Consider the following 20,337-nt stretch of genomic DNA (forward strand, 5'->3'; position numbering starts at 1 on the left):
GTATTTCAGTAAGAATGGCACTCTATCGTTAGGAATTGAAACATAACGGTGGAGTGTTTTTTTATGGACACCTATTAACTTTAATATAAATATGGTTATCTAAAGTATTTTCTGAACCATGGTAATGGGACTTGTCTAATTTATGTTTATTTTAAATGAATGGCTTAAAAATAGAACATTAATATAACTATTATAAAGTTAATTTTTTTTGTATTTTTTTTATCAATAAAGAAGGTGATATATCAGATTAACTTTTTTAAAAAACAAAAAATAACATGTTAAATTCCACTGGGGAATTGAGGTGGCTGTATTAAAACCTCAAATTTATTAATGAGATTTTACAGGGGAATAGATTTTGAGTTTATCTGATATGTTAAAAAAAAACATGTTTTCAAGTGATATTTATACTAAAAACTTAAAGCAAGATGAAACAGTGAGTTTTTTATTTAGGGAGAATTATGTTAATTTTTCAAAAACTATAAATGACAATAAAAATAATTTTTTACTGGAGGATGTTGCCATTCCAATATATATCAACTTAATGAATAAGAATGTAAAGTTAAGCAATACAGAGTGCTATGAGGTTAGGTTGAAAGATGTCAGTAATATAATACTCCATGGGCAGACTAAATCTAAAGTTTTATTAAAGGGAAATAAGAGGGCTAATATTTTAGATGCAGGTTTAATCAAAACTAAAATTAATGGATATGATGGAGATGATCATCTTATTTTTAGGGCAGGAGTTGCAAGAGGGGGAAATGGGGATGACAGTTATTATTTACGCCGTTTCCAATGGGAAAATACGAAAAGCAAACCAATAACTAAACTGAGCGCAAGGATTGTTGAAACATCAAAAGGGAAAAGTAAAATTCATTTAGGCTATTCTTTAGATGAGATAACAGACGTTAAATTGGCGGGTAATGACCTAGCGCTAACGATTAGCGCAAAATCACCGCATAATCCCTCAGAAACTTTAAAATTAAACGTCACATTAAAAAATGTTTATCAGGACTTAGATGAGGGGAAAGTATTAAATCATGATTATCAACTCTATACACGGGATGGGTTTAGATTAGATCCCATTTTAACAAATGATAGTTATAAGAAGAGTATAGAGAAATTTTACGAAGTAAGCTACTTACAAAATAGGGATTACCTTCCAAGGGATCAAAGTGATCGCGTTATTATTAATAAAGAGAAAAAGCACATTATAGTGAATAACCATGGATATCACGCTCCTATGTGGGGGGATTTCAACTTAAATGGAGATATTAAAAATTTAAGATTTACAGGTAGCAGCCAAGATGATTTAGTCACTATGATTAATAAAAATAGCTATATTATGGTTACGAAAGGAAATGACATTTATCAATTAAAAGAAGATAACTTTATCATTTCTGAAGTAACATTTGATTTTTCAGAACTGCATGGAAATCATACAGGGAAAGAAAGTGTAATTATTAAGGTTTCTGATGGGCTTGGCAAGGATTTGATGGTGGATGGTCAGTCGATATATTTTAAAAATATATTTAATGATAAAAAATCAAGAATTAAATTTATTAATTATGAACATAATCGACTGAATCTTGTGTATCTAAAAGATGCAAATGGAAATATATATCAAATTAAACTCGATCCTAAAGGGCATAAGGTTATTGTGGGTAATCCAGTGAGTGAGCTTACCCAACAGTCTGATGACATTTATCTTCTTAGGGGGCAAGCTTGCCCTGAGGGAGTTTTCGACACATTAGCAGGTGATGATAAAATTAAAGATTTCAGTGGTGGGGGGATCATTATTAATGCAGGGGATGGGAATGATAACGTTAAGGCATTAAAAGGTATAAACGTTCTTTACGGTGGAAACGGTGATGATGTTATAGACGGTGGGAGCCAAGGGGATTTGCTACTTTCAGATTTAGGTAATGACCTTTTAAAGGGGGGATGGGGGAATGACGAATACATTGTTGATGGCTCAATTGGTATGGGAACTACAATTATAGATGATGACAATGGTATTAATAATATACATTTAATGCACTTTAATAAAGCATATACAATAGTCGAAGAAGAAAACTCAAAGTATCAAGTTTATACGTCAAAATCGCAGCTTCGTGAGGTGAAAATAAAATATTTCCCAGAGAATGAGGGACGTAAAAATAATATTCACCACTATGATAGCCTTCCTCAACATATCCCTAATGACGTAAAAGAAAGTATGAGCTATATGGTCAGATATTTAGCAGAACATCAGCAGTATTGGAAAAGGGAAAAACCATTATTGCCTTGGCAACCAATGTATGCATTTAAGGGCTTTTTCAAAAATACTTCACATGATTTCATTGATATGTCTAAGGAGAATATTATCATTAATCAGGGTGAGTCATTTGGTGAGCTTGTGCTTAACATAAATGGTAAATCTTCTGTTTTAATGGACGAAAGTGGTCATGGTCGATATTTTAAAGTTGACGTTGAAAAGGGTTCTATTTCATTGTCTAAAAATAAATTGAGTAATAATGTGTTTGATGCGAGAGGAGGAACTGCGAGTTTGCATGGTGGTGCCGGCGATGACGTATTTATTATCAATGGGCATAATGGGGAAATACACGATAAAAAAGGAGATAATGTTTTTATTATAGATGGTGGTGTTAGGGGAGAAAGCACCATTGATTATGGCAATGGAACGAATGAGATATACCTAATTAGCTTTAATGAAACTCCAGTTATTTTAAAAGAAAATAATGAAAACAAAATAACACAATATATTTATCAATCTGAGTCAGGCTATAAAGTAACAATTAATCAGGCAGATGGAGTGGAAGCCCCAATAATTATTCATCGTAATTTATTGCCTGGTATGCGGGAATATACAACTCAACAAAAACTTGAATACTTGGGAAATGCATTGGCAACAATGCGCTTACAGGACGAATATAATAGTCATGGTGTTAATAATATAAAGTCCGAATGGAACCCAGCGAGCCTTGTAAGAGTTTTTATGGATAAAGGAACGGCAATTTAATAATTAAGCGAGTCACAGAGATATTTATTTTATGTATTTAGTGACAATCTAAAAATAATTTGCCCTAAAAATTAATATTATTTTAGGGCAAACTATAGGTGGTACATCAAATAGCTTATTTCCAGAAACGATTAATTTGCTCACGCAACGCTTCCGCGGTTTTTTTGCCTTTTTCACCCACTAAGGCACGACCAGCAATAAAGGCTTTGGCTTTAATGCCATTAAATAGGTGAATATCTTCAGGCACGATGCCACCAGTTATTGATAGTGCTAGCCCTAAACTAGATAACTTACGCATCTTTTCGATATCTTCATCGGTCCAGCCAATACCAGCGAGCTCGGCATCACGGGAACGGTGGTAAATAGCTTGAGTGATACCTAAATCTACCCAATTTTGTGCATCGTCAAATGTCCAATTGCCGTAAATTTCAATTTGAATTTCACGCTTAAATTCGTCAGCGACTTTTTTACAGGCTGCAATGGTGGCAATATGCGCTGCCGCTGACACCGTGATCCAATCTGCACCTGCCTCAAATGCCATTTTCGAAAGAATTGCGCCACCGTCAGTGGTTTTCATATCGCAAACCAGAATGTGATCTGGATATCTTTGGCGTAACGTCGACACTGCATTCATACCATCAGCAAACGCTAAAATTGTGCCTACTTCAATGATATCAACAAAAGTGTGTACATTTTCAGCAACTTCCAGTGCCGCAGGTAAGTTAGTTTGGTCTAACGCGATTTGGATCAACGGTTTAGTCATGGTTTTATCCTTGAATTTTTTCTCGTATCAAACGGGCGAGCCCATCGTGATTGTTATCGGTGGCACAGATAGCATTGGCTTGCGCTTTGACTGCGTCATCAGCGTGAGGCATCGCAACACCCAGCCCTGCGTATTGGATCATGGAAATATCATTATGGTTATCGCCGACGGCAATCACTTGCTCAGGCTCGAGGCCGAGTTGGTTAACGTATTGCGCTAAGCGCATGCCTTTGTTGTTGCCTTTACAGGCGATATCAATGCGGTTGACCCATGAACGTTCGGCAGTGAATTTGTCATTCACCCACGAGACATCCATTAATTGTTCAATGGCATTAGGGTCACCTTCAACAACAAATTTCCAAACGTAATCGGTATCACGAACCTGTTCTTCAAATGAATCAATACGGTAGATTTTAGGGGGATGAGCAAGGCTTGGATCCGCTGCCCACTGTTCCATATCTTTCATGTAGTCAATCGGTTGTGATTTTGAATAGGTCATTTCATTGGTGGTATACAGCACCAATTTAAATTGTTTTTTTTGTGCCAATTCAATAAAGGCTAAGGCATCGTCTTTGGCAATTGATGTTTGTGTGAGCACCTTTTCGTTTTGATAATCATAGATATAGGTACCATTACAGCAAATAACTGGCGTGGTTAACCCCAGTTCATCGTAATAAGGGCGCGCAGCGGTGTGGTGACGTCCCGTGACAATCATTACGTGGCAGTGTTTCGCCGCATGTTGAATAGCAGACCTCACTTCTGGGTGGATTGTGTGTTGAGCTGTCAGAACCGTCCCATCTAAATCTAATGCGAGCACTTTATACATATCAATGAATCCTTTTAAGCATTTTTCGCGAGTGCCTCATCAATCACGCGATATACATCGTCGGCTGTGTGGCATTGGCGTAGTTTGTTAAGATCGACACCCGTTTCACTATCTTCATCGTCAAGAACTTGGGTGACCTCCATCAATCCTTCCATATGTTCGTCCGAAGAGCTACCCGCAAGTGTAATTAAAACGTCGACAGGTTCATCTTCCCCATCAAAAATAACGGGTTTTTCTAAGGTGACTAAGGCAAAAGCAGTGCGAATAACGCCATCTTCAGGCCGCGCGTGGGGTAGGGCTAGATGCGGGGCGATGCAGATATACGGGCCCAGTTTTTCAACACTGCTGATGATGGCGTCATGGTAAGTCGGTTTGATTGCACCAGAGGCAACCAGCATATCTGTGCCAATTTTAACAGCATCGCGCCAATGGGCTGCATTGGCATGGAGTTGAATAGAATTATTGTCGATTAATGATTGTTTGAATCCCATTATGACTTCCTCTTGGGTGATAATTGCCTCGATAGCTATAGGGGGACGTTTATCGAGGCATCAACATGATTAATTACGAATAAAATTGGTGTGAATGATATTTAGCAACTCGTCACCGAATGAATTAGGATTGAGCATGTTTTGTACGCCAAGGACGAACTTACCTTCACCTGGGTCCATTTCTGAACTTAAATGTTTTGACGAGACGATAATGTCTGTTGCTGTTAATTTCGATTTATAGTCGGATACCGCACAGGAATCCATAACGTGTGGGATACCTTTTTTCTCAAGGTATTGGCCAATTTTCATTTTCATCATCATAGAGGAACCTTGCCCATTACCACATACTGCTAAGATGCGCACCGGTTTAGCACCACTGTGTTCAAGTGGGGCTGATTCAACGTCTTCTTCTATTGTTTCAATGGCTGCTTCAAGGGCACCTTCGGCATCCTCTTCTGCTCGCAGTTTTTTCGCGGCAAAGTACATGTAGACAAGGGCAAGAGCGACAATCACAAAGAAGAACATTTTTGAGAATGACAAGCCTTGCATAATCACTGGGAACGCTAATGCCCAGTCGGCCATACCCATCCAGCCACTAAAATCCGTGCCTTGGCGGTTGATTAAGTCAATCGCCCATGCAGATCCTAAAATTTCGATGACGCCCATCACAAAACAGACTTTCATCACGGCTTTCCAACCGCCAAAGTGGTTAGCGAAAATACCGATGGTCGCATTGGAGAAGAACATCGGAATAAATCCTGGGATGATCATAATGGGTGAGTTGAAGGCTAACATACCCAATACAGCAGCAAACTGGCCGATTGCACCCCACATAAAGCCGAAGACCATCGCATTTGGCGAGAACGCATAGATAGCGGCACAGTCGATGGCGAGCACGGCATTAGGAATAACGCGCTCGGAAATGCCTTTAAATGCTTCAGACAGTTCTGCAACAAACATTCGCACACCTGTCACGATGATTTGAATAGCAACGGCAAATTTCAGTCCTGTTTCAATAATGTAGATAGTCCAATGCGTGGTGCCTGCCATGGTTTGCAGGTTAGTCAGACCAAAAGAAATCAAAATAACGCCAAAAAAGAGCGTCATTACAATGGCCGTCGCGGAGATGCTATCGTGGAAAATATGCAGCCATTTTGGCAATTTTAAGTTATCAACACTGTCTTTTTTATCACCAAGTTTTGGGGCAACCTTAGTGGCTATCCAGGAGGCAAACTGCTGCTGGTGACCGATAGAAAAACCAGCACCGCCAGTCACTTCTTGCGTTGGCTTAAACATAATATTGGAGGAGATCCCCCAGTACAGCGCCATCAAGACTGCAGAGTACAAAATAGTTTCCCACATGCTTGAACCTAGCACAAAATAGAAAACAGCAATCAAGCCAGCTTGCTGGAACATGATATGGCCTGTCAACATGATGGTACGAATACCCGTGATGCGGCGAAAGAGCACTAAAAGAATATTAATCGCGAGGGCTAACAACACGGTATAGCCGACCCACGAATAGTTATCACCCATGGTTTCCATGGTTGCCATCATTGAGGTGTATGGGTCGATAACTGAACCTGTGAGGCCATGATATTCAGACATTTTTTCAATAACAGGTTTAAAGCTAGATACCAAGGTGCTGGCTCCGACACCCACTAACATAAAGCCAACAATCGTTTTGATTGTTCCCTTGAGAATTGTTGTTCCATCGCGCTTTAGCAACCAGTAACCAATAAAAGTGACTAAGCCGAGTAACAGAGGCGCTTTAGTCATTACTTGGCTGTAAAAAATATAGAAAGCGTCGTATAAAAAATCCATATTTTTACCTCTAATCAAATTGTATTTGTAATTTATAGGGGTCAGAGATTAATCATATTGATCGTATCTGGTGTTATTGCGATATAATCATTTAAAATGGATAAACGGTCGCGCAAAAATCAATTATGATCAAATGTAATCACGAATTGCTCTTTTATGATTGTTTGCATTTGTCTGTTTTTTTACCAGTAAAAAAATAAATAAATGGCGACTTGATCACGTAAAATTTAAAATAATCTTTTAAATCAATATGATAATTTTATTTATATCAAATATCAATTTTTTGCTCAGGCAAAGGTTGACAATATCGGATGAGATAAATAGAATCAAAACTAATCACCAATAATCATTTTCAATCATAAGTTGTCATTGATGTGATTATTTCTTAATAAGGCGATAGTTATGAATGAAGTGCAAAGACACAATGAAATCTTGTCGTTATTAGAAACGCAGCGGGTGATTAACGTTTCTCATATTACCGAACAGTTTAATGTGTCTCCTGCTACTGCGCGTCGTGATATTTCAAAGCTTGACGAGCAGGGTAAGTTACGGAAAGTCCGTAATGGTGCAGAACGAATTGAAACGAAAAAGCGTAAGTGGACACCACTCAATATTAATAGTGCTGATCATTACGAGGAAAAATCAGAAATCGCGATTAAAGCGGCTGAACTTTGCCTACCAGGGGAAAGTGCAGTGATTAACTGTGGTTCAACCGCCTTTATGTTAGGGCAGCAGCTTTGTGGTAAAAACGTACAGATTGTGACCAATTATTTTCCACTGGCCAGTTATTTGATTGATGAAGACCATGAAGACGTCATTTTAATTGGTGGGCAGTATAATAAGGCACAAAACATCTTTTTAAACCCAGCCCTCAATACGCTGATGGGCTACGCAGGTAACTGGATGTTCACGTCAGGGAAGGGGCTAACAGAAGCGGGTTTATATAAAGCTGATATGTTAACCGCTGTGGCAGAGCAACAGATGCTAGATCAAATAGACAAGTTAGTGGTGGTTGTTGACAGTTCCAAAGTGGGGCATCGAACGGGAATGTTATTTTGCCCAGCTAATAAAATTGATGTTCTTATCACGGGAAGAAATGCCAATCCTGAGGTGATTAAAGGAATTCAAGCGCAAGGGACGCGAGTGATACTCGTTTAATCCCATCCACTACCTGATTTATTGAATTTAAACCAATTTGCCTTCATGCCTTAATTCTCTCATTAAGGCATCGGGCTCCCGACATCTAAAATTCTGGAAAAAGGTATTATCACTATGAGCAAAGTCAATGAAATTACACGTGAATCTTGGATTTTAAGCACGTTTCCTGAGTGGGGAACTTGGCTAAATGAAGAAATTGAAAAAACGGTTGTTGAGCCGAATACATTTTCAATGTGGTGGTTAGGTTGCACAGGTATTTGGTTGAAAAGCGCAGGTAATACGAATATTTCCATCGATTTTTGGTGTGGAACAGGGAAAAAAACGCAAAAAAATCCACTCATGAACAAGCAGCATCAAATGATGCGTATGGGCGGAGTAGAAGCATTGCAACCCAACTTACGTACAGCAATTTTCCCTCTTGACCCATTTGCGATTAAAGAAGTCGATGCCATTTTAGCGTCCCATGACCATGCTGATCATATCGACGTGAACGTGGCGGCGGCCGTACTGCAAAACTGCGGTGATCATGTTAAGTTTATTGGCCCACAAGCGTGCGTGGATTTATGGACAAAATGGGGAGTGCCCGCTGAGCGCTGTATTGTCGCCAAAGTCGGTGATGTACTCGAAGTGGGGGACATGAAAATCCGCGTATTAGATTCGTTCGACCGCACGGCGCTAGTGACACTACCTCAAGGGGTCTCTTCTTATGATAAGGACATTTTGGATGGTATGGACTCACGGGCGGTCAACTATTTAATTGAAACCACTGGCGGCTCGGTTTATCACTCAGGTGATTCACACTATTCAAACTATTATGCGGCACACGGTAATCGTTACAATATTGATGTCGCACTGCTTTCTTTTGGTGAAAACCCGCGTGGTGTGACCGATAAAATGACCTCATCGGATATTTTACGTGCAGCTGAATCATTAGATTGTGAACGGGTTATTCCATTCCACCATGATATTTGGGCAAACTTCCAAAATGACCCGCGGGAAATTGAAGTGCTGTGGAATATGAAAAAAGAGCGCTTGCAATACACCTTTGCACCGTTCTTCTGGCAAGTGGGGGGCAAATATACTTACCCAACGGATAAAGACCGTATGCATTATCAGCATTTTCGTGGTTTTAACGATATCTTTAAAAATGAACCTGAATTGCCATATAAAGCATTTTTATAATTAACCTTGCTATTAAAAGCAGCATTTAAGGAAACTTAGGTGCTGCTTTTTTTATTGTATTTAAAAAAATACATATATTAAAATGATATGTATTTTAAATATATTTATTATTTATGCGGTGTTGTTTTTTATTAATTTGTTGGTATTGACTGCCTTAATTTAATGCTTTTTAATCTTAGTGTTATCAATATAGATAACACTAAGATTAAATTAAATTAATTCAAGGTGGAAATATGAAAAATGAAATAATATTTCATGAATTAACTGAACGTATAGAAGAATATGTTTTAATGAGATAAAAATAATTTATGCTAATTTAATTTCAGTTGTTAATGATGTTAAATTTAAAAGTTTTTTAGAAAACCTAACGGGAAGTAAAATAAATATTATATCAAACATGTACTTAAGCAGGTTTGATAAAGATGATTTTCTAACTACACATTGCGACTCCGATGATGGGATAGGTATTGTCATTAATCTAACCAAGGAATGGGAAGCAAATTATGGAGGATTAACGATGATTTTAGATAAGGATAAAAAGACAATTTTAGATACTTTTATCCCGTCATATTTAAATATTTTAATTTTTGATACAAAAAAAAAGAAAAATCCCACATTTCGTTTCCGCAGTGACATCTAATAGAACAAGTAAAAGAATGGCATTAGTTGTGAGGTATAATGAAAAAAATTAAAGTACTTCTTTGTGCTATTTTAATATCATTTATATGGGGGAGTGCATTTCCTATATCAAAACTAGCGATTGACCAAGTAGGTGTTTGGGCTTTTAGAATCTACTCACTAATTATCTCAGTTGTTTTTTTGTGTTTTGTTTTTTTCTTTTTTAGTCGGTGTCGGTTTAATTTGCGAGATTTTGTAAAAAGTATTCCACTTGGTTTTTTAAATGTTTTTTTAGTTCCTATATTAAATAGTTTGGCGTTAAAGTATACAGAAGCGGTAAAGGCATCTGTACTTGTTTATACAATGCCAGTAATGGCAACAGTTGTATTGGGTGTAATGAATAAACATATTGAAACTAGGTCAGTATTTGTATCTTTGTTATGCATTAGTGGTATTTTTATCTTTATATCACCAGTTGGTATAAGTATTGGTGAAGTGATAATTTTATTAAGTGCATTTATGTGGGCACTAGGAACTATTTTATCTGAAAAAATCACCTTGAAAATAAACCTAACTTCAAAAGTATTTTATCAAAATGTAGTGTCATTTGTTTTTTTTATTTTATTAATTCCATTTTTAAATGTTGATTTAAACATATTGAGCAATATACATTCTGAGTTTTTTATCAGTGTATATATACCAATTATCTATATGGGGCTAGCTAATGGCGTGATTGTTTATGTTCTTTGGTATTATATGATAGGGCATGGTGGCGCAAAGCTTTCATCATACTCAATCCTTATTTCACCAATCATTAGTGTGATGATTTCATCTTATCTTTTAGATGAGTCGATGACAATTTCAATGATAATTGGTATGTTATTTATTTTGCTAAGTATGTTAATTGTACTTTCAGAAAAAAATAAAAATTGATATTTAAGTCACCGATAATATGCTTTTAGTGATTATTTTCTTATGGGTGCACATTTCCCCTCCGCCCTTTTGGGCGAAGGGGAAATGTGCTATTCACAATGCTAAGTTTCCCTTGTTACCTAATGACATTTAGTATTATTCAAAGAGTGGGATATTACTCAAGAATAAACATGCCATATGGGTGGATCTGCAAATAAAGATTTTCGCCAACAGTAGGTTGTAACTGTATTGCATTGATCTGTAGCAACATGGATTGGCCATGCCAGTCAACAGTAACTTCGTATTGAGGTCCCATATAAGCAACGTGAGTAACCGTACAACGTTGGCTATCTTCACCCTGTAAACTCAAGGTAATGGCTTCAGGGCGAACACCCACAGTGACTTGCGTTTGTGTTGAGGTAATTTGCGCAGGACGAGGCAAGCGATAATTAAAGATATCCACAGAATCCGCGGTCAATGTTGCAGGGAAAATATTGGCATCCCCCATAAAGCTCGCCATAAATTTCGACGCTGGCTGGCGGTATAACTCTTGAGGGGAACCTAGCTGCATGATTTTCCCTTTGTTCATCACCAACACCATATCAGACACCGCAAAGGCTTCACTTTGGTCATGGGTAACGTACAAGGAGGTGATGTTAAATTGCTGCTGTAGCTCGCGAATTTTCTCACGCATGCTACGGCGTAAGTTGGCATCCAAGTTACTTAACGGCTCATCAAATAACAGCACTTTGGGCTTGAGGATCAACGCCCGAGCTAAGGCGACACGCTGCTGTTGTCCTCCCGAAATTTGGTCAACAAAGCGGTCGGCAAAGCCAGCTAAATCCACCAGCTCTAATGCTTCATCAACGCGTTTTTTGATCTCAGCTTTCGGTAACCCTAACATTTTCAAGCCGTAGCCTACGTTATCCCCTAATGACATATGGGGGAACAAAGCGTAGGACTGGAACACCATACAAATATCGCGCTGTTGTATTGAACGGTCGGTTACATCTTCCCCATCAATAAACATACGGCCTTCGGTCGGCTTTTCGAGCCCTGCCACTAAACGTAAAACGGTAGTTTTTCCGCAACCCGATGGACCTAATAAGGTCACCATGCTGCCTTGGGGAATGGACAAACTTAAATCATCAATAACCGTGTTGCTACCAAAGCGTTTAGTCACATTTTTTAATTCAACAAAACTAGTTGTTTCACAAGAATTCGGTTGTGTCATGTCAGTTACTCCATGATTACTGTGCATTTTTGGCTTTGGAACGTGAAACACGGGCTTCGCCAATCAAATAGTCAAATAAGAAGATAATTGCGAGCATGACCACAATTAAAATGGAGCCATAAGCAATCGCAACACCATACTCACCATCCTCAACACGGTTAAGAATGTAAGCGGTGGCTACGCGTGTATCAGGAGTAACCAAGAACACAATTGCACTAACAGTGGTAATCGCTCGTACAAAACTGTAAATCAGCGCGGATAAAATCGCAGGGCGCAAGAGCGGCAGTAAGATAAAGAAAATAGTACGCATAGAACCTGCTCGTAAGCTCAGCGACGCTTCATCTAATGATTTATCAATTTGGCCTAATCCTGCGATGCCAGCACGGATCCCCACAGGAACGTTACGCATAGTCATCGAAATAATTACGATGGCCGCTGTACCTGTTAAATAGAACGGTGTGTCGTTAAAGGCTAAGATGTATGACACACCCGCAACTGTACCAGGTACGGCGAAACATAACATGGTGGTGAATTCGATGGTTTTCTTACCGCGGAAATCTTGGCGCACCACGATATAGGCAATTAATAGACCCAGAATTGCGGTGATCGGTGCGGCAATTCCTGCATACAGAAGGGTATCGAGCAATGAAGGCCATGCGCCATCACTCATACCTTGACCGAATAACTTAATAAAGTTATCTAACGTTAAGGTGTAATCCACACCCCAGTTCACCGTAAAGCTTCCGTAGAAAATGCTACCGTATAACAGAACGTTAAAGGCGACCCAAATCGCTAAGAATGTCGTGACAGTGGCAATTAAAGACGATGGTAAGGGTTGGACATCACCACGATAAGATTTACCCGAAACCGTGACGTACGAACGTTTACCAATCCACATATATTGCACACAGAATACCAACAGAGAGAAGACTAACAAGGAAGCGCCCAAGGTACTGGCTGCTTGGTAATCTAACTGAGAACCTGTGATATAGAAATAAATTTGCGTCGCTAATACATCGAAGTTACCGCCTAACACTAATGGGTTACTAAAGTCGGCCAGTGACTGAACAATAACAATTAAAAATGCGTTAGCTAATGCAGGTTTCAATAATGGCATAAACACATTAAAGAAGGTTTGGTAACGATTAGCGCGCAGGGTATAAGAGGCTTCTTCCAATGATGGGTGAATGGTTTTAATCGCACCATCCAAAATCATAAATGACATTGGGGTAAAGGCCAGAACCTGTGCGAGCCAAATTCCCGTAAAGCCATACAGCCAGTTGGTATTTTCTAACCCCATGTAAGTCGCCAGAAATTCAGTAATATAACCTGAGCGACCCATCATCAAGGTGACACCAAGGCCCACAACAAAAGGTGGTGTAACGATAGGTAGGATAGAAAATACGCGACCAATAATGGCAGAACGTTTCGCAATACGTGTGGTGTAGATAGCTAAAATTAACCCAAAGAAGGTACAGCCAGCTCCCACGGCTAAAGAGAGAAATACCGAGTTAATGATAACCTGAACAATATGGGATTGCGTTAAAATTGCCACAAAGGCAAATGGCGCGAAATCCCCATTACCATCGGTAAACATGGGGATAAAAATCGCTACACTTGGGAAGACGATAAACAACGTGATCAGTGCGATAACGGTGATAAGCGACCCAATGACGAATTGGTCGCCACCCAGCCACTCAAGGCGGGTTAACGCGTGCGTCATCACCATACCTAGGGCAATAAACAGCACAATGGCGGAATAACCAAGGCCCTTACCATCAAAGTAAGCCGTGATGATCACCACAACGGCAGTGATAGCCGCGACAGCAATATCGAAGTAATGGCGTGTTTTATGATAACGATCCGCTGGTGTTAACGGGCGAATAAACAGTACAGATGGCAAGAGATACCAAAGCCAACTAATGTTTATGCTGCTCCAACCATAAGCGGCAAGAATTTCATCTTGTGTTGAGTCAAGTAAGCCATAATCAAGGCTCCAAGACGGTAACAAGGCGAAACCAACCCATGCCAATAGCAGCCAAAAAAAGGTGCTATCTCGCTTTTTAGGTGGTGTCAGAGCTAGGGTTTGAGACATAGATCCCCCTAAGCTCGTCATATTTTGCGCTGTCACGGTGTTGGCTGCGCTCTGTTATCCTAGTCACATACTTGTGTATGCTCCTAGGAATAACGTCACTTGCCGCCTTGTGACAACCCAAACTATTTAGAGCTTAATGATAATAGTTAGAATTTTTATCTAGTTATATTTTGCGCTGTCACGGTATTGGCTTTGCTTTGTTATCCTAGTCACATGCTTGTGTATGTTCCTCGGAATAAGGTCGCTTGCCACCTTGTGACAACCCAATCTATTTAGAGCTTAATTAAATTAATTTTTATTTTAGTTAAGTAAGTGCTCAGTGCGGCGCGTTCACGCCGCACAGGGTGGTTATTTGCTCATTTTGACTTCAGTAACCCACTTGTTGATTAAATTCTTACGGACATCGGCATCACCGTATTTGTCCATATCGTAATTAATCAGGTTCAGGTCGTTCAGTTTTAACGAAATTGGAGACGATTCCGCCGTAGTATTGGTGAGGATTTGGTAAGATTTACCTTCTTTCCAGCTCAGCTCTTGGGCTTCTTTAGACAACACGAAATCCACGAACAGTTTAGCATTATCCATGTTACGGGCATTTTTCAGGATACTGATCCCGCCAATTTCATAGCCCGTACCTTCACATGGTGCGATTAATTCTAATGGTGCGCCATTTTCCACTTCTAATGAATAATCATGTAAGAAGCCGATACCAATGGCAGACTCACCACGTGCGGCATTACGTGCTGGGGCAATACCTGATTTGGTGTATTGAGAGATGTTAGAGTTTAATTTTTTCAGGTAATCAAAGGCTTGCTCGTTACCCCAAAGTTGGTCAAATGTTGCTAGTGCGGTATACGCAGTTCCTGAGCTTTGTGGGTCAGCGATTTGAATTTCACCTTTATACTCAGGTTTGGTTAAATCTTTCCAGCAAGTTGGAATAGGTAAGCCTTTTTCTTTTAAGCGATCTTTATTCACTCCAAAGCCTAAAATTCCGATGTAAACCGCAGAGGAATAATTACCTTTGCGTTTTGCAGGGTCTTGGAATTGAGGCATAATTTCAGCGAGTTTTGGTGATTTGTATGGCTCAAGTAAATCCATTTCTCCTGCTTGTGAATGTGGGTCTAATGTACCGCCATACCACACGTCTGCTTGTGGGTTACGTTTTTCAGCTTCGATTTTAGCTAAAGTACTGCCTGAGCCGTTACGTACAAACGTAGTTTTCACATCATATTTTTTAGCGAATGCTTGGGTTTCTGTTTCGCACATCGCGTTGGTTGCACTACAGTAAACCACAAGGCGACCCGCCGCACTTGCAGTGGTCGAAATTGCGGCGAGGGATAAGCCTGCTGCGATTAGAGTAGAGAGAGTTTTCAGTTTCATTTTCAATCCTTTATCAGATTTTAATTATCAGAGGGTGAAACAGATCCTGCCATGTGCTCTCGTTTGCTGACATTCGCAATCAAAAGCGGCATAAGCAGTAGCCCCATCAAGGCAGCGGCACTGGCTAGTAAGGTAAACATCCCTGACCAACCGTAATGTGCGATGACTTGAGAGAGCGGCCACCCTGCAATTGCAGCCCCTAGATAGGCATACAACCCAAGGTAACCCGTTACCGCGCCCGCTGCTTTTTTATGACAATATTCTGTTGCAGCGAGACCGATTAACATTTGTGGTCCAAAAACAAAAAAGCCGATAGCAAAAAAACACACTGCGAGTAAAGCGTAATGATGAATAGGGGTAAGCCACAAAGCACTGACTGAGATACACAACCCCAATGAAAACAGCAAAATCATTGGTGCCCGCTGCCCGCGAAACAAAATATCAGAGCCCCATCCTGAGCACAGTGCGCCAAGTAGCCCACCTAATTCAAATAACGACAATGTTGCGTTGGCACTGAGTAAATTGGTGCCGTGTGTTTCTGTTAACCAGAGATTTCCCCAGTCGTTTATCGCCATACGAATGAGATAAACCAAAATATAGGAGAAACCTAATAACCAAATCATGCGGTTGAAAACAATCGCGTCTTTTAAAATCACCCACATTGGCATCGGGGGGGATAAACGCTCTTGGCGTAGCTCCAGTACATCTTGGCGCCATTGCCCAACACTGGGTAGTTGCTCTTCTTGTGGTGTTCCTCGCAGCTGGCGACATAACCAAAGCCCAACCCCCACACCAATCAACCCTGGCACTATCAATGCCATTTGCCAACTGTATTGCGTTGCTAACAGCGCAGTGAGCAAAGGCAACAGCATGCCGCCGAGATTGATGGAGATATTCCACAACCCCCACCAGAAACCACGTTCATTACGTGAGTACCAGTGAGTGAGAATTCGTGCACAAGGTGGCCATCCCCAACCTTGGAAAAATCCGTTTAGCGTCCATACCAACAAAAGGGCAGGGAACGATAAACAATAGGCAAAAATGATATTCAGTAGCCCCGTCATCACAAGACCTGCACCCATAAACCAGCGGTAGCCTGTGATATCGTGGAAAATACCCGATAAAAACTTGGAAATGCCATAAGTCAGGTAAAACGCCGTGGCAATCCAGCCAATATCACTTTTGTCGAGCAGCAATTCGCTCTGCATGACAGGCATGACAAAATTGAAGCTTTTTCGCGTCAGATAAAAGGTGGCATAACCCACTATCATGAATAACATCAGTCGGCGGCGCCAAAAGCGATAAGTGCTATCCAAATCCAATGTATGTTGACCTGTCATGATGGTATTTCTCGTGTTTGGCAAAATGTAATCAAGTTTTTAACAAAAGGGATGAGAGAAGGTATTAGAGGACTAGGAATAATTCCTATTTTTGTGATGTTTTATCTTAAAATGTGGGCAAGTTAACAATTATTTGCGTACCGTTTTGTGTGGTGAGAGTCCAATCTCCCCCTAAAGCTCTAACGCGTTCTTCAATACCGCGTAAACCAAAGCCACTCGTGCGTTTGCTAAAGGGAATACCCACGCCATTATCATCAACAACAAGCTGGATCGAGTCACCTATTTGCGCTAGTGAAATGTGGATTTGTGTGGCTTTCGCGTGTTTGCTGATATTGTTAAGTAATTCCTGAACAAGGCGGTACAACGTAAATAGAACGGTTTCATTGACGGGGGTTTCTTGTAGCGCATAGCGAAAATGGCATTGAATATTATTTTCAGGAAAGGAAAATTCTGCGATTAAATGGGTGAGCGCATTCTCGAGGGACATCTCATCCAATACAGGCGGACGCAATTGGCGCAACAGTTGCCGAGTCGATTGGTGAATTTGCTGAGCAAGCTCATTAATTTGGCTTGCCGCTTGGTGGCTTAATGAGTCTGGCGCTGTTTTCTTGACTAACATGGATTGAATCTGAATGGCGGTAATATTTTGCCCAATTTCATCATGCAATTCGCGGGCGATGGCTTTTTTGATATCTTCTTCAGTATGAACTAATTGGCGCATCAGATCACGTCGTGCTTTTAGCTCTTGTTCTAAGCGTTGTCGATAACGTTGTAGGTTATTGGCGAGCTGTTTTTGGCGGCTAATGGCAATCCCCAGCCCAATACCGATTAAGGCTTGAGTGCTGAGAAACATTTCCAGTTCTTCTAAGTCTGCAAAAGCACCGTGAAATTGCCGCGCAAAAGTAATAATTAAACTGCCTAATAATGCGGAAAGCACCCCTCCTTGCCAACCATAGCGGTAAGCCATAAACACATTTGGAATAAACACCAGTAAAACAATCAAACGTTCGATTTCAGGTGCGAAAAAGACTTGGGCACTTAATCCCACTACACAAAATAAAAAACACCAAACAATCAAAGAAGTACGTAATTGTTTGTCGGGAGTTCCATAGTCAAGCAACATTTGGTAGTGCTGCTCATGCAGGTATTCATAGATAAGGTAAACAAATGGGGAGAGTAATATCCCCCCAGTGAATGTCGTTAAAAAGAGTTGGCTAATGGAATAGGATGATAGCCAGCCAAACAGCAATGCATGAAGCACACTGTTTGCAGCGACACCAGCTAGCAACAATAATAAACGTTGCCAATATAAAGTATAGCGCCACCAAATATCTTGAATAACAAAAGCCACACCAAGGCTTAATAGTGGAGATAGCAGTAAAATCGGTTGGAAAAGCAGTTGCTCCCCAGATAACCAAAAATTCAAAATACCTTCGCTAAGTAGCAAAGTAGGCCAATAGCGCCGCCACAGGATGATCATTAAAGCAAGGCGCAACCCTTGCGGTAAAAATAAGGTTGCTTGAAAGCTGTTTTCACTTAAATAAAAACCAATGATCCACAACCCAATCCACAGCAATGAGTAGGTAAAGAGTAGAAAAATAGATTGAAGTGTTAAACGCAGGTTTTTACTCATGCCATTAAGACCTTGAAATAAGGTTGTGCTCTAGTGCGTAGTGTACGAGGTCAATGGTGTTTTCGCATTGCAATTTACCGAGCACATTAGCGCGATGGACATGCACTGTTTTATGGCTAAGCTCGAGTTGTTCTGCAATCACTTTAACGCTGAGGCCTGCTACGAGTAAATCAAAAATCTCCCGCTCCCGAGGCGTTAATTCTTGCATCCCTTGATGTTGTTGCGGCGAATGGCGTAGCGCTCGCATGGCGTCTGCGCATAAATAGCATCCCCCTTGGTGAACAGAACGTACCGCTTGTACCAGCTCTTCTGGCCCGCAGCGTTTGGTTAAATAAGCACTGGCCCCTGCGTCTAAGGCGCTTTGTACAAAAGCAGGGGTATCGTAAATACTGAGAATAATGGTTTTGAAGTCTGGCTTTTTTTGGCGAAGTCGTGATAACAACTGCAAACCATTTTCATCTGGCATGGAGATATCCATAATAGCGACATCAATCTCTAAATTAAGAAGCTTTGGCAATGCTTCTTGGGCGCTAGCATACTGTCCGACAACGGAAATATCGGGTTCTAGGGTCAGCAACTGTGCGAAACCAGAGCGCACAACGACGTGGTCATCAACTAAGGCGATTTTTATCATGTTGTTATATTCTGTGATGAATAGGGTATTGAGAAATCTTATATCAAGATGAGAAAGGATAAGCTAGGAAGAAGGTTGAGAATTCTGAAGTGTATCAGAAATGTCGGTGGTTTTATTCAATGGATAAAATGCCTACCTATCACTTGTACCCTAAGGTCGGCATTCATTGGTTTAATCAAATTATATAGGTATAGCTTCAAGAATATGAATATGACAATGGGTATCGATTATTCTGTTAAGTTTAAGATCCGCATTGCTTAATAATGTCTCAAACTCACTGATAGTATGTTCGCCACCTTCGGGTGAAAGGCTTAAACAAATTAAGTCTATATCGTTACCAATATTTACTTTGTTATCATCAGCGACGATGCAATCAATGAGCAAGAGTTTTGATGTTGTTTTCATCGCACGGCGAATGGTTTTTAAAATATTAATTACACTGTCTTCTGGCCAGTCATGAGTAATGTATTTGAGTAAATAAATATCAGCTTCAGGGCATTTTTCGAAGAATGAACCGGGGTAGGTGGTCCAGCGCGAATCGTCACCGAGTAGAGGTAATATTGTTTGTTTTAATACATGAGGCTGATCAAATAGAATGCCTTTAGTGGTGGGGTTTCTTTTTAATACCTCAAAAAGTAATGCTCCTAAGCCTCCAGCAATATCTGCAATCACAATATTTTCTGGGAATTGATATGCATTAATAACGTATTCATTTTCAATGCGTGACATAGATGACATGCCGACATCAAAGTTGTCAGGTAAGTGAACATTTTTCTGCCAGTATTCAAAGAATGTCCCTCCAAACATATTTTTAAATACAGGTTTGCCAAGAATAATTTCATCAAGATTATGTATAGGCATCCAGAAAGTCTTATCTGTTAGCATGAGTATCGCTTGACGTAATGAATAAGGATGGTCAGGAAGTAAAAACTCAGCTTCGGGGGTTAAGGCAAAGTGCAAATCATCCTGTATTTTAAAAATACCTTGAGTTGTTAATATACGTAGTGTTTTATGGATAACTTTTGGTTTGCCATTAATAATTTCTGCTAACTCTTGTGACGTTTTAGGCCCATCTTTTAAATATTCTGCAATGTTTAATTTGACTGCTGCCCGTAATGCTGCTTGAAACATGTAACCCGTCACTTTTTCAATGACTCGGACGGCAATGTCAATATTTTCTGCTTTGTTTGAAGTTTCTGAAGTAGGATTCATACAATCTCCAATTATT

General features: G+C 40.0%; 15 protein-coding genes. 4 read left to right on the top strand and 11 right to left on the bottom strand.

The features are described 5' to 3' along the window. Window positions 1-355 precede the first annotated feature (355 nt). Entirely contained in the window at window positions 356-3,019 is a 2,664-nt protein-coding gene (locus tag ACE2AL_RS07525; protein WP_375084212.1) for a calcium-binding protein, read from the top strand. Window positions 3,020-3,134: 115 nt separating this feature from the next. Here the strand turns inward: ACE2AL_RS07525 and ACE2AL_RS07530 are convergent, their stop codons facing one another. The 4 genes from ACE2AL_RS07530 to ACE2AL_RS07545 all read right to left on the bottom strand — a co-directional run bounded on the left by ACE2AL_RS07530 (window position 3,135) and on the right by ACE2AL_RS07545 (window position 6,923). Beyond that, window positions 3,135-3,782 carry a 3-keto-L-gulonate-6-phosphate decarboxylase UlaD gene (locus ACE2AL_RS07530; protein WP_206082500.1) on the bottom strand — a complete coding sequence of 216 codons (648 nt, stop codon included), beginning with the start codon at window positions 3,780-3,782 and terminating at the stop codon, window positions 3,135-3,137. A gap of 4 nt (window positions 3,783-3,786) precedes the next feature. Continuing rightward, the gene (locus ACE2AL_RS07535) at window positions 3,787-4,608 is read right to left on the bottom strand and encodes a Cof-type HAD-IIB family hydrolase (protein ID WP_272539185.1); all 822 of its coding nucleotides are present in this window, start codon (window positions 4,606-4,608) and stop codon (window positions 3,787-3,789) included. Window positions 4,609-4,622: 14 nt separating this feature from the next. After that, window positions 4,623-5,099: a PTS sugar transporter subunit IIA gene (locus tag ACE2AL_RS07540; RefSeq protein ID WP_206082498.1), complete on the bottom strand. Its 477-nt coding sequence runs from the start codon at window positions 5,097-5,099 to the stop codon at window positions 4,623-4,625. A gap of 69 nt (window positions 5,100-5,168) precedes the next feature. After that, window positions 5,169-6,923 (bottom strand): PTS ascorbate-specific subunit IIBC, encoded by a 1,755-nt coding sequence (locus ACE2AL_RS07545; RefSeq protein ID WP_206082497.1) that lies wholly within the window; start codon window positions 6,921-6,923, stop codon window positions 5,169-5,171. A 402-nt stretch (window positions 6,924-7,325) separates the two neighbouring features. Between ACE2AL_RS07545 and ulaR the strand changes: the two genes are divergently transcribed. The 3 genes from ulaR (at window position 7,326) to ACE2AL_RS07560 (ending at window position 10,814) form a co-directional block, all read left to right on the top strand. Further along, entirely contained in the window at window positions 7,326-8,081 is a 756-nt protein-coding gene (gene ulaR / locus ACE2AL_RS07550) for an HTH-type transcriptional regulator UlaR (protein WP_206082496.1), read from the top strand. 114 nt (window positions 8,082-8,195) lie between these two features. Next, window positions 8,196-9,263 (top strand): L-ascorbate 6-phosphate lactonase, encoded by a 1,068-nt coding sequence (gene ulaG / locus ACE2AL_RS07555; RefSeq protein WP_206082495.1) that lies wholly within the window; start codon window positions 8,196-8,198, stop codon window positions 9,261-9,263. A gap of 678 nt (window positions 9,264-9,941) precedes the next feature. Next, window positions 9,942-10,814, top strand: coding sequence for a DMT family transporter (locus ACE2AL_RS07560; RefSeq protein ID WP_272539187.1), 873 nt, complete (start codon window positions 9,942-9,944; stop codon window positions 10,812-10,814). Between the two features lie 154 nt (window positions 10,815-10,968). Here ACE2AL_RS07560 and fbpC read toward each other — a convergent pair whose 3' ends face one another. The 7 genes from fbpC to ACE2AL_RS07595 all read right to left on the bottom strand — a co-directional run bounded on the left by fbpC (window position 10,969) and on the right by ACE2AL_RS07595 (window position 20,321). Next, window positions 10,969-12,054 (bottom strand): ferric ABC transporter ATP-binding protein, encoded by a 1,086-nt coding sequence (gene fbpC, locus ACE2AL_RS07565; RefSeq protein ID WP_206082492.1) that lies wholly within the window; start codon window positions 12,052-12,054, stop codon window positions 10,969-10,971. Further along, window positions 12,044-14,122 carry an iron ABC transporter permease gene (locus ACE2AL_RS07570; RefSeq protein WP_206082491.1) on the bottom strand — a complete coding sequence of 693 codons (2,079 nt, stop codon included), beginning with the start codon at window positions 14,120-14,122 and terminating at the stop codon, window positions 12,044-12,046. Before ACE2AL_RS07570 ends, fbpC begins: the two co-directional genes overlap by 11 nt. 348 nt (window positions 14,123-14,470) lie before the next feature. Then, a complete protein-coding gene (locus ACE2AL_RS07575) occupies window positions 14,471-15,502 on the bottom strand; it encodes an ABC transporter substrate-binding protein (RefSeq protein WP_206082490.1) in 1,032 nt (343 codons plus the stop codon). A 20-nt stretch (window positions 15,503-15,522) separates the two neighbouring features. Beyond that, window positions 15,523-16,842 (bottom strand): MFS transporter family glucose-6-phosphate receptor UhpC, encoded by a 1,320-nt coding sequence (gene uhpC, locus ACE2AL_RS07580; RefSeq protein ID WP_206082489.1) that lies wholly within the window; start codon window positions 16,840-16,842, stop codon window positions 15,523-15,525. A gap of 106 nt (window positions 16,843-16,948) precedes the next feature. After that, a complete protein-coding gene (locus tag ACE2AL_RS07585; protein WP_206082488.1) occupies window positions 16,949-18,475 on the bottom strand; it encodes an MASE1 domain-containing protein in 1,527 nt (508 codons plus the stop codon). Between the two features lie 4 nt (window positions 18,476-18,479). Then, window positions 18,480-19,109 (bottom strand): response regulator transcription factor, encoded by a 630-nt coding sequence (locus ACE2AL_RS07590; protein WP_206082487.1) that lies wholly within the window; start codon window positions 19,107-19,109, stop codon window positions 18,480-18,482. 180 nt (window positions 19,110-19,289) lie between these two features. Next, window positions 19,290-20,321: a methyltransferase gene (locus ACE2AL_RS07595; RefSeq protein WP_272539190.1), complete on the bottom strand. Its 1,032-nt coding sequence runs from the start codon at window positions 20,319-20,321 to the stop codon at window positions 19,290-19,292. Window positions 20,322-20,337 lie beyond the last annotated feature (16 nt).

Origin of the sequence: Providencia xihuensis (assembly GCF_041953405.1) — a bacterium.
Taxonomy (GTDB): Bacteria; Pseudomonadota; Gammaproteobacteria; order Enterobacterales; family Enterobacteriaceae; genus Providencia; species Providencia vermicola.

Bases quoted from the DNA above. Each gene is read 5' to 3' on its own strand.
- ACE2AL_RS07530 (WP_206082500.1), bottom strand. From the start codon at position 3,782: ATGACTAAACCGTTGATCCAAATCGCGTTAGACCAAACTAACTTACCT.
- ACE2AL_RS07535 (WP_272539185.1), bottom strand. From the start codon at position 4,608: ATGTATAAAGTGCTCGCATTAGATTTAGATGGGACGGTTCTGACAGCT.
- ACE2AL_RS07540 (WP_206082498.1), bottom strand. From the start codon at position 5,099: ATGGGATTCAAACAATCATTAATCGACAATAATTCTATTCAACTCCAT.
- ACE2AL_RS07545 (WP_206082497.1), bottom strand. From the start codon at position 6,923: ATGGATTTTTTATACGACGCTTTCTATATTTTTTACAGCCAAGTAATG.
- ulaR (WP_206082496.1), top strand. From the start codon at position 7,326: ATGAATGAAGTGCAAAGACACAATGAAATCTTGTCGTTATTAGAAACG.
- ulaG (WP_206082495.1), top strand. From the start codon at position 8,196: ATGAGCAAAGTCAATGAAATTACACGTGAATCTTGGATTTTAAGCACG.
- ACE2AL_RS07560 (WP_272539187.1), top strand. From the start codon at position 9,942: ATGAAAAAAATTAAAGTACTTCTTTGTGCTATTTTAATATCATTTATA.
- fbpC (WP_206082492.1), bottom strand. From the start codon at position 12,054: ATGCACAGTAATCATGGAGTAACTGACATGACACAACCGAATTCTTGT.
- ACE2AL_RS07570 (WP_206082491.1), bottom strand. From the start codon at position 14,122: ATGTCTCAAACCCTAGCTCTGACACCACCTAAAAAGCGAGATAGCACC.
- ACE2AL_RS07575 (WP_206082490.1), bottom strand. From the start codon at position 15,502: ATGAAACTGAAAACTCTCTCTACTCTAATCGCAGCAGGCTTATCCCTC.
- uhpC (WP_206082489.1), bottom strand. From the start codon at position 16,842: ATGACAGGTCAACATACATTGGATTTGGATAGCACTTATCGCTTTTGG.
- ACE2AL_RS07585 (WP_206082488.1), bottom strand. From the start codon at position 18,475: ATGAGTAAAAACCTGCGTTTAACACTTCAATCTATTTTTCTACTCTTT.
- ACE2AL_RS07590 (WP_206082487.1), bottom strand. From the start codon at position 19,109: ATGATAAAAATCGCCTTAGTTGATGACCACGTCGTTGTGCGCTCTGGT.
- ACE2AL_RS07595 (WP_272539190.1), bottom strand. From the start codon at position 20,321: ATGAATCCTACTTCAGAAACTTCAAACAAAGCAGAAAATATTGACATT.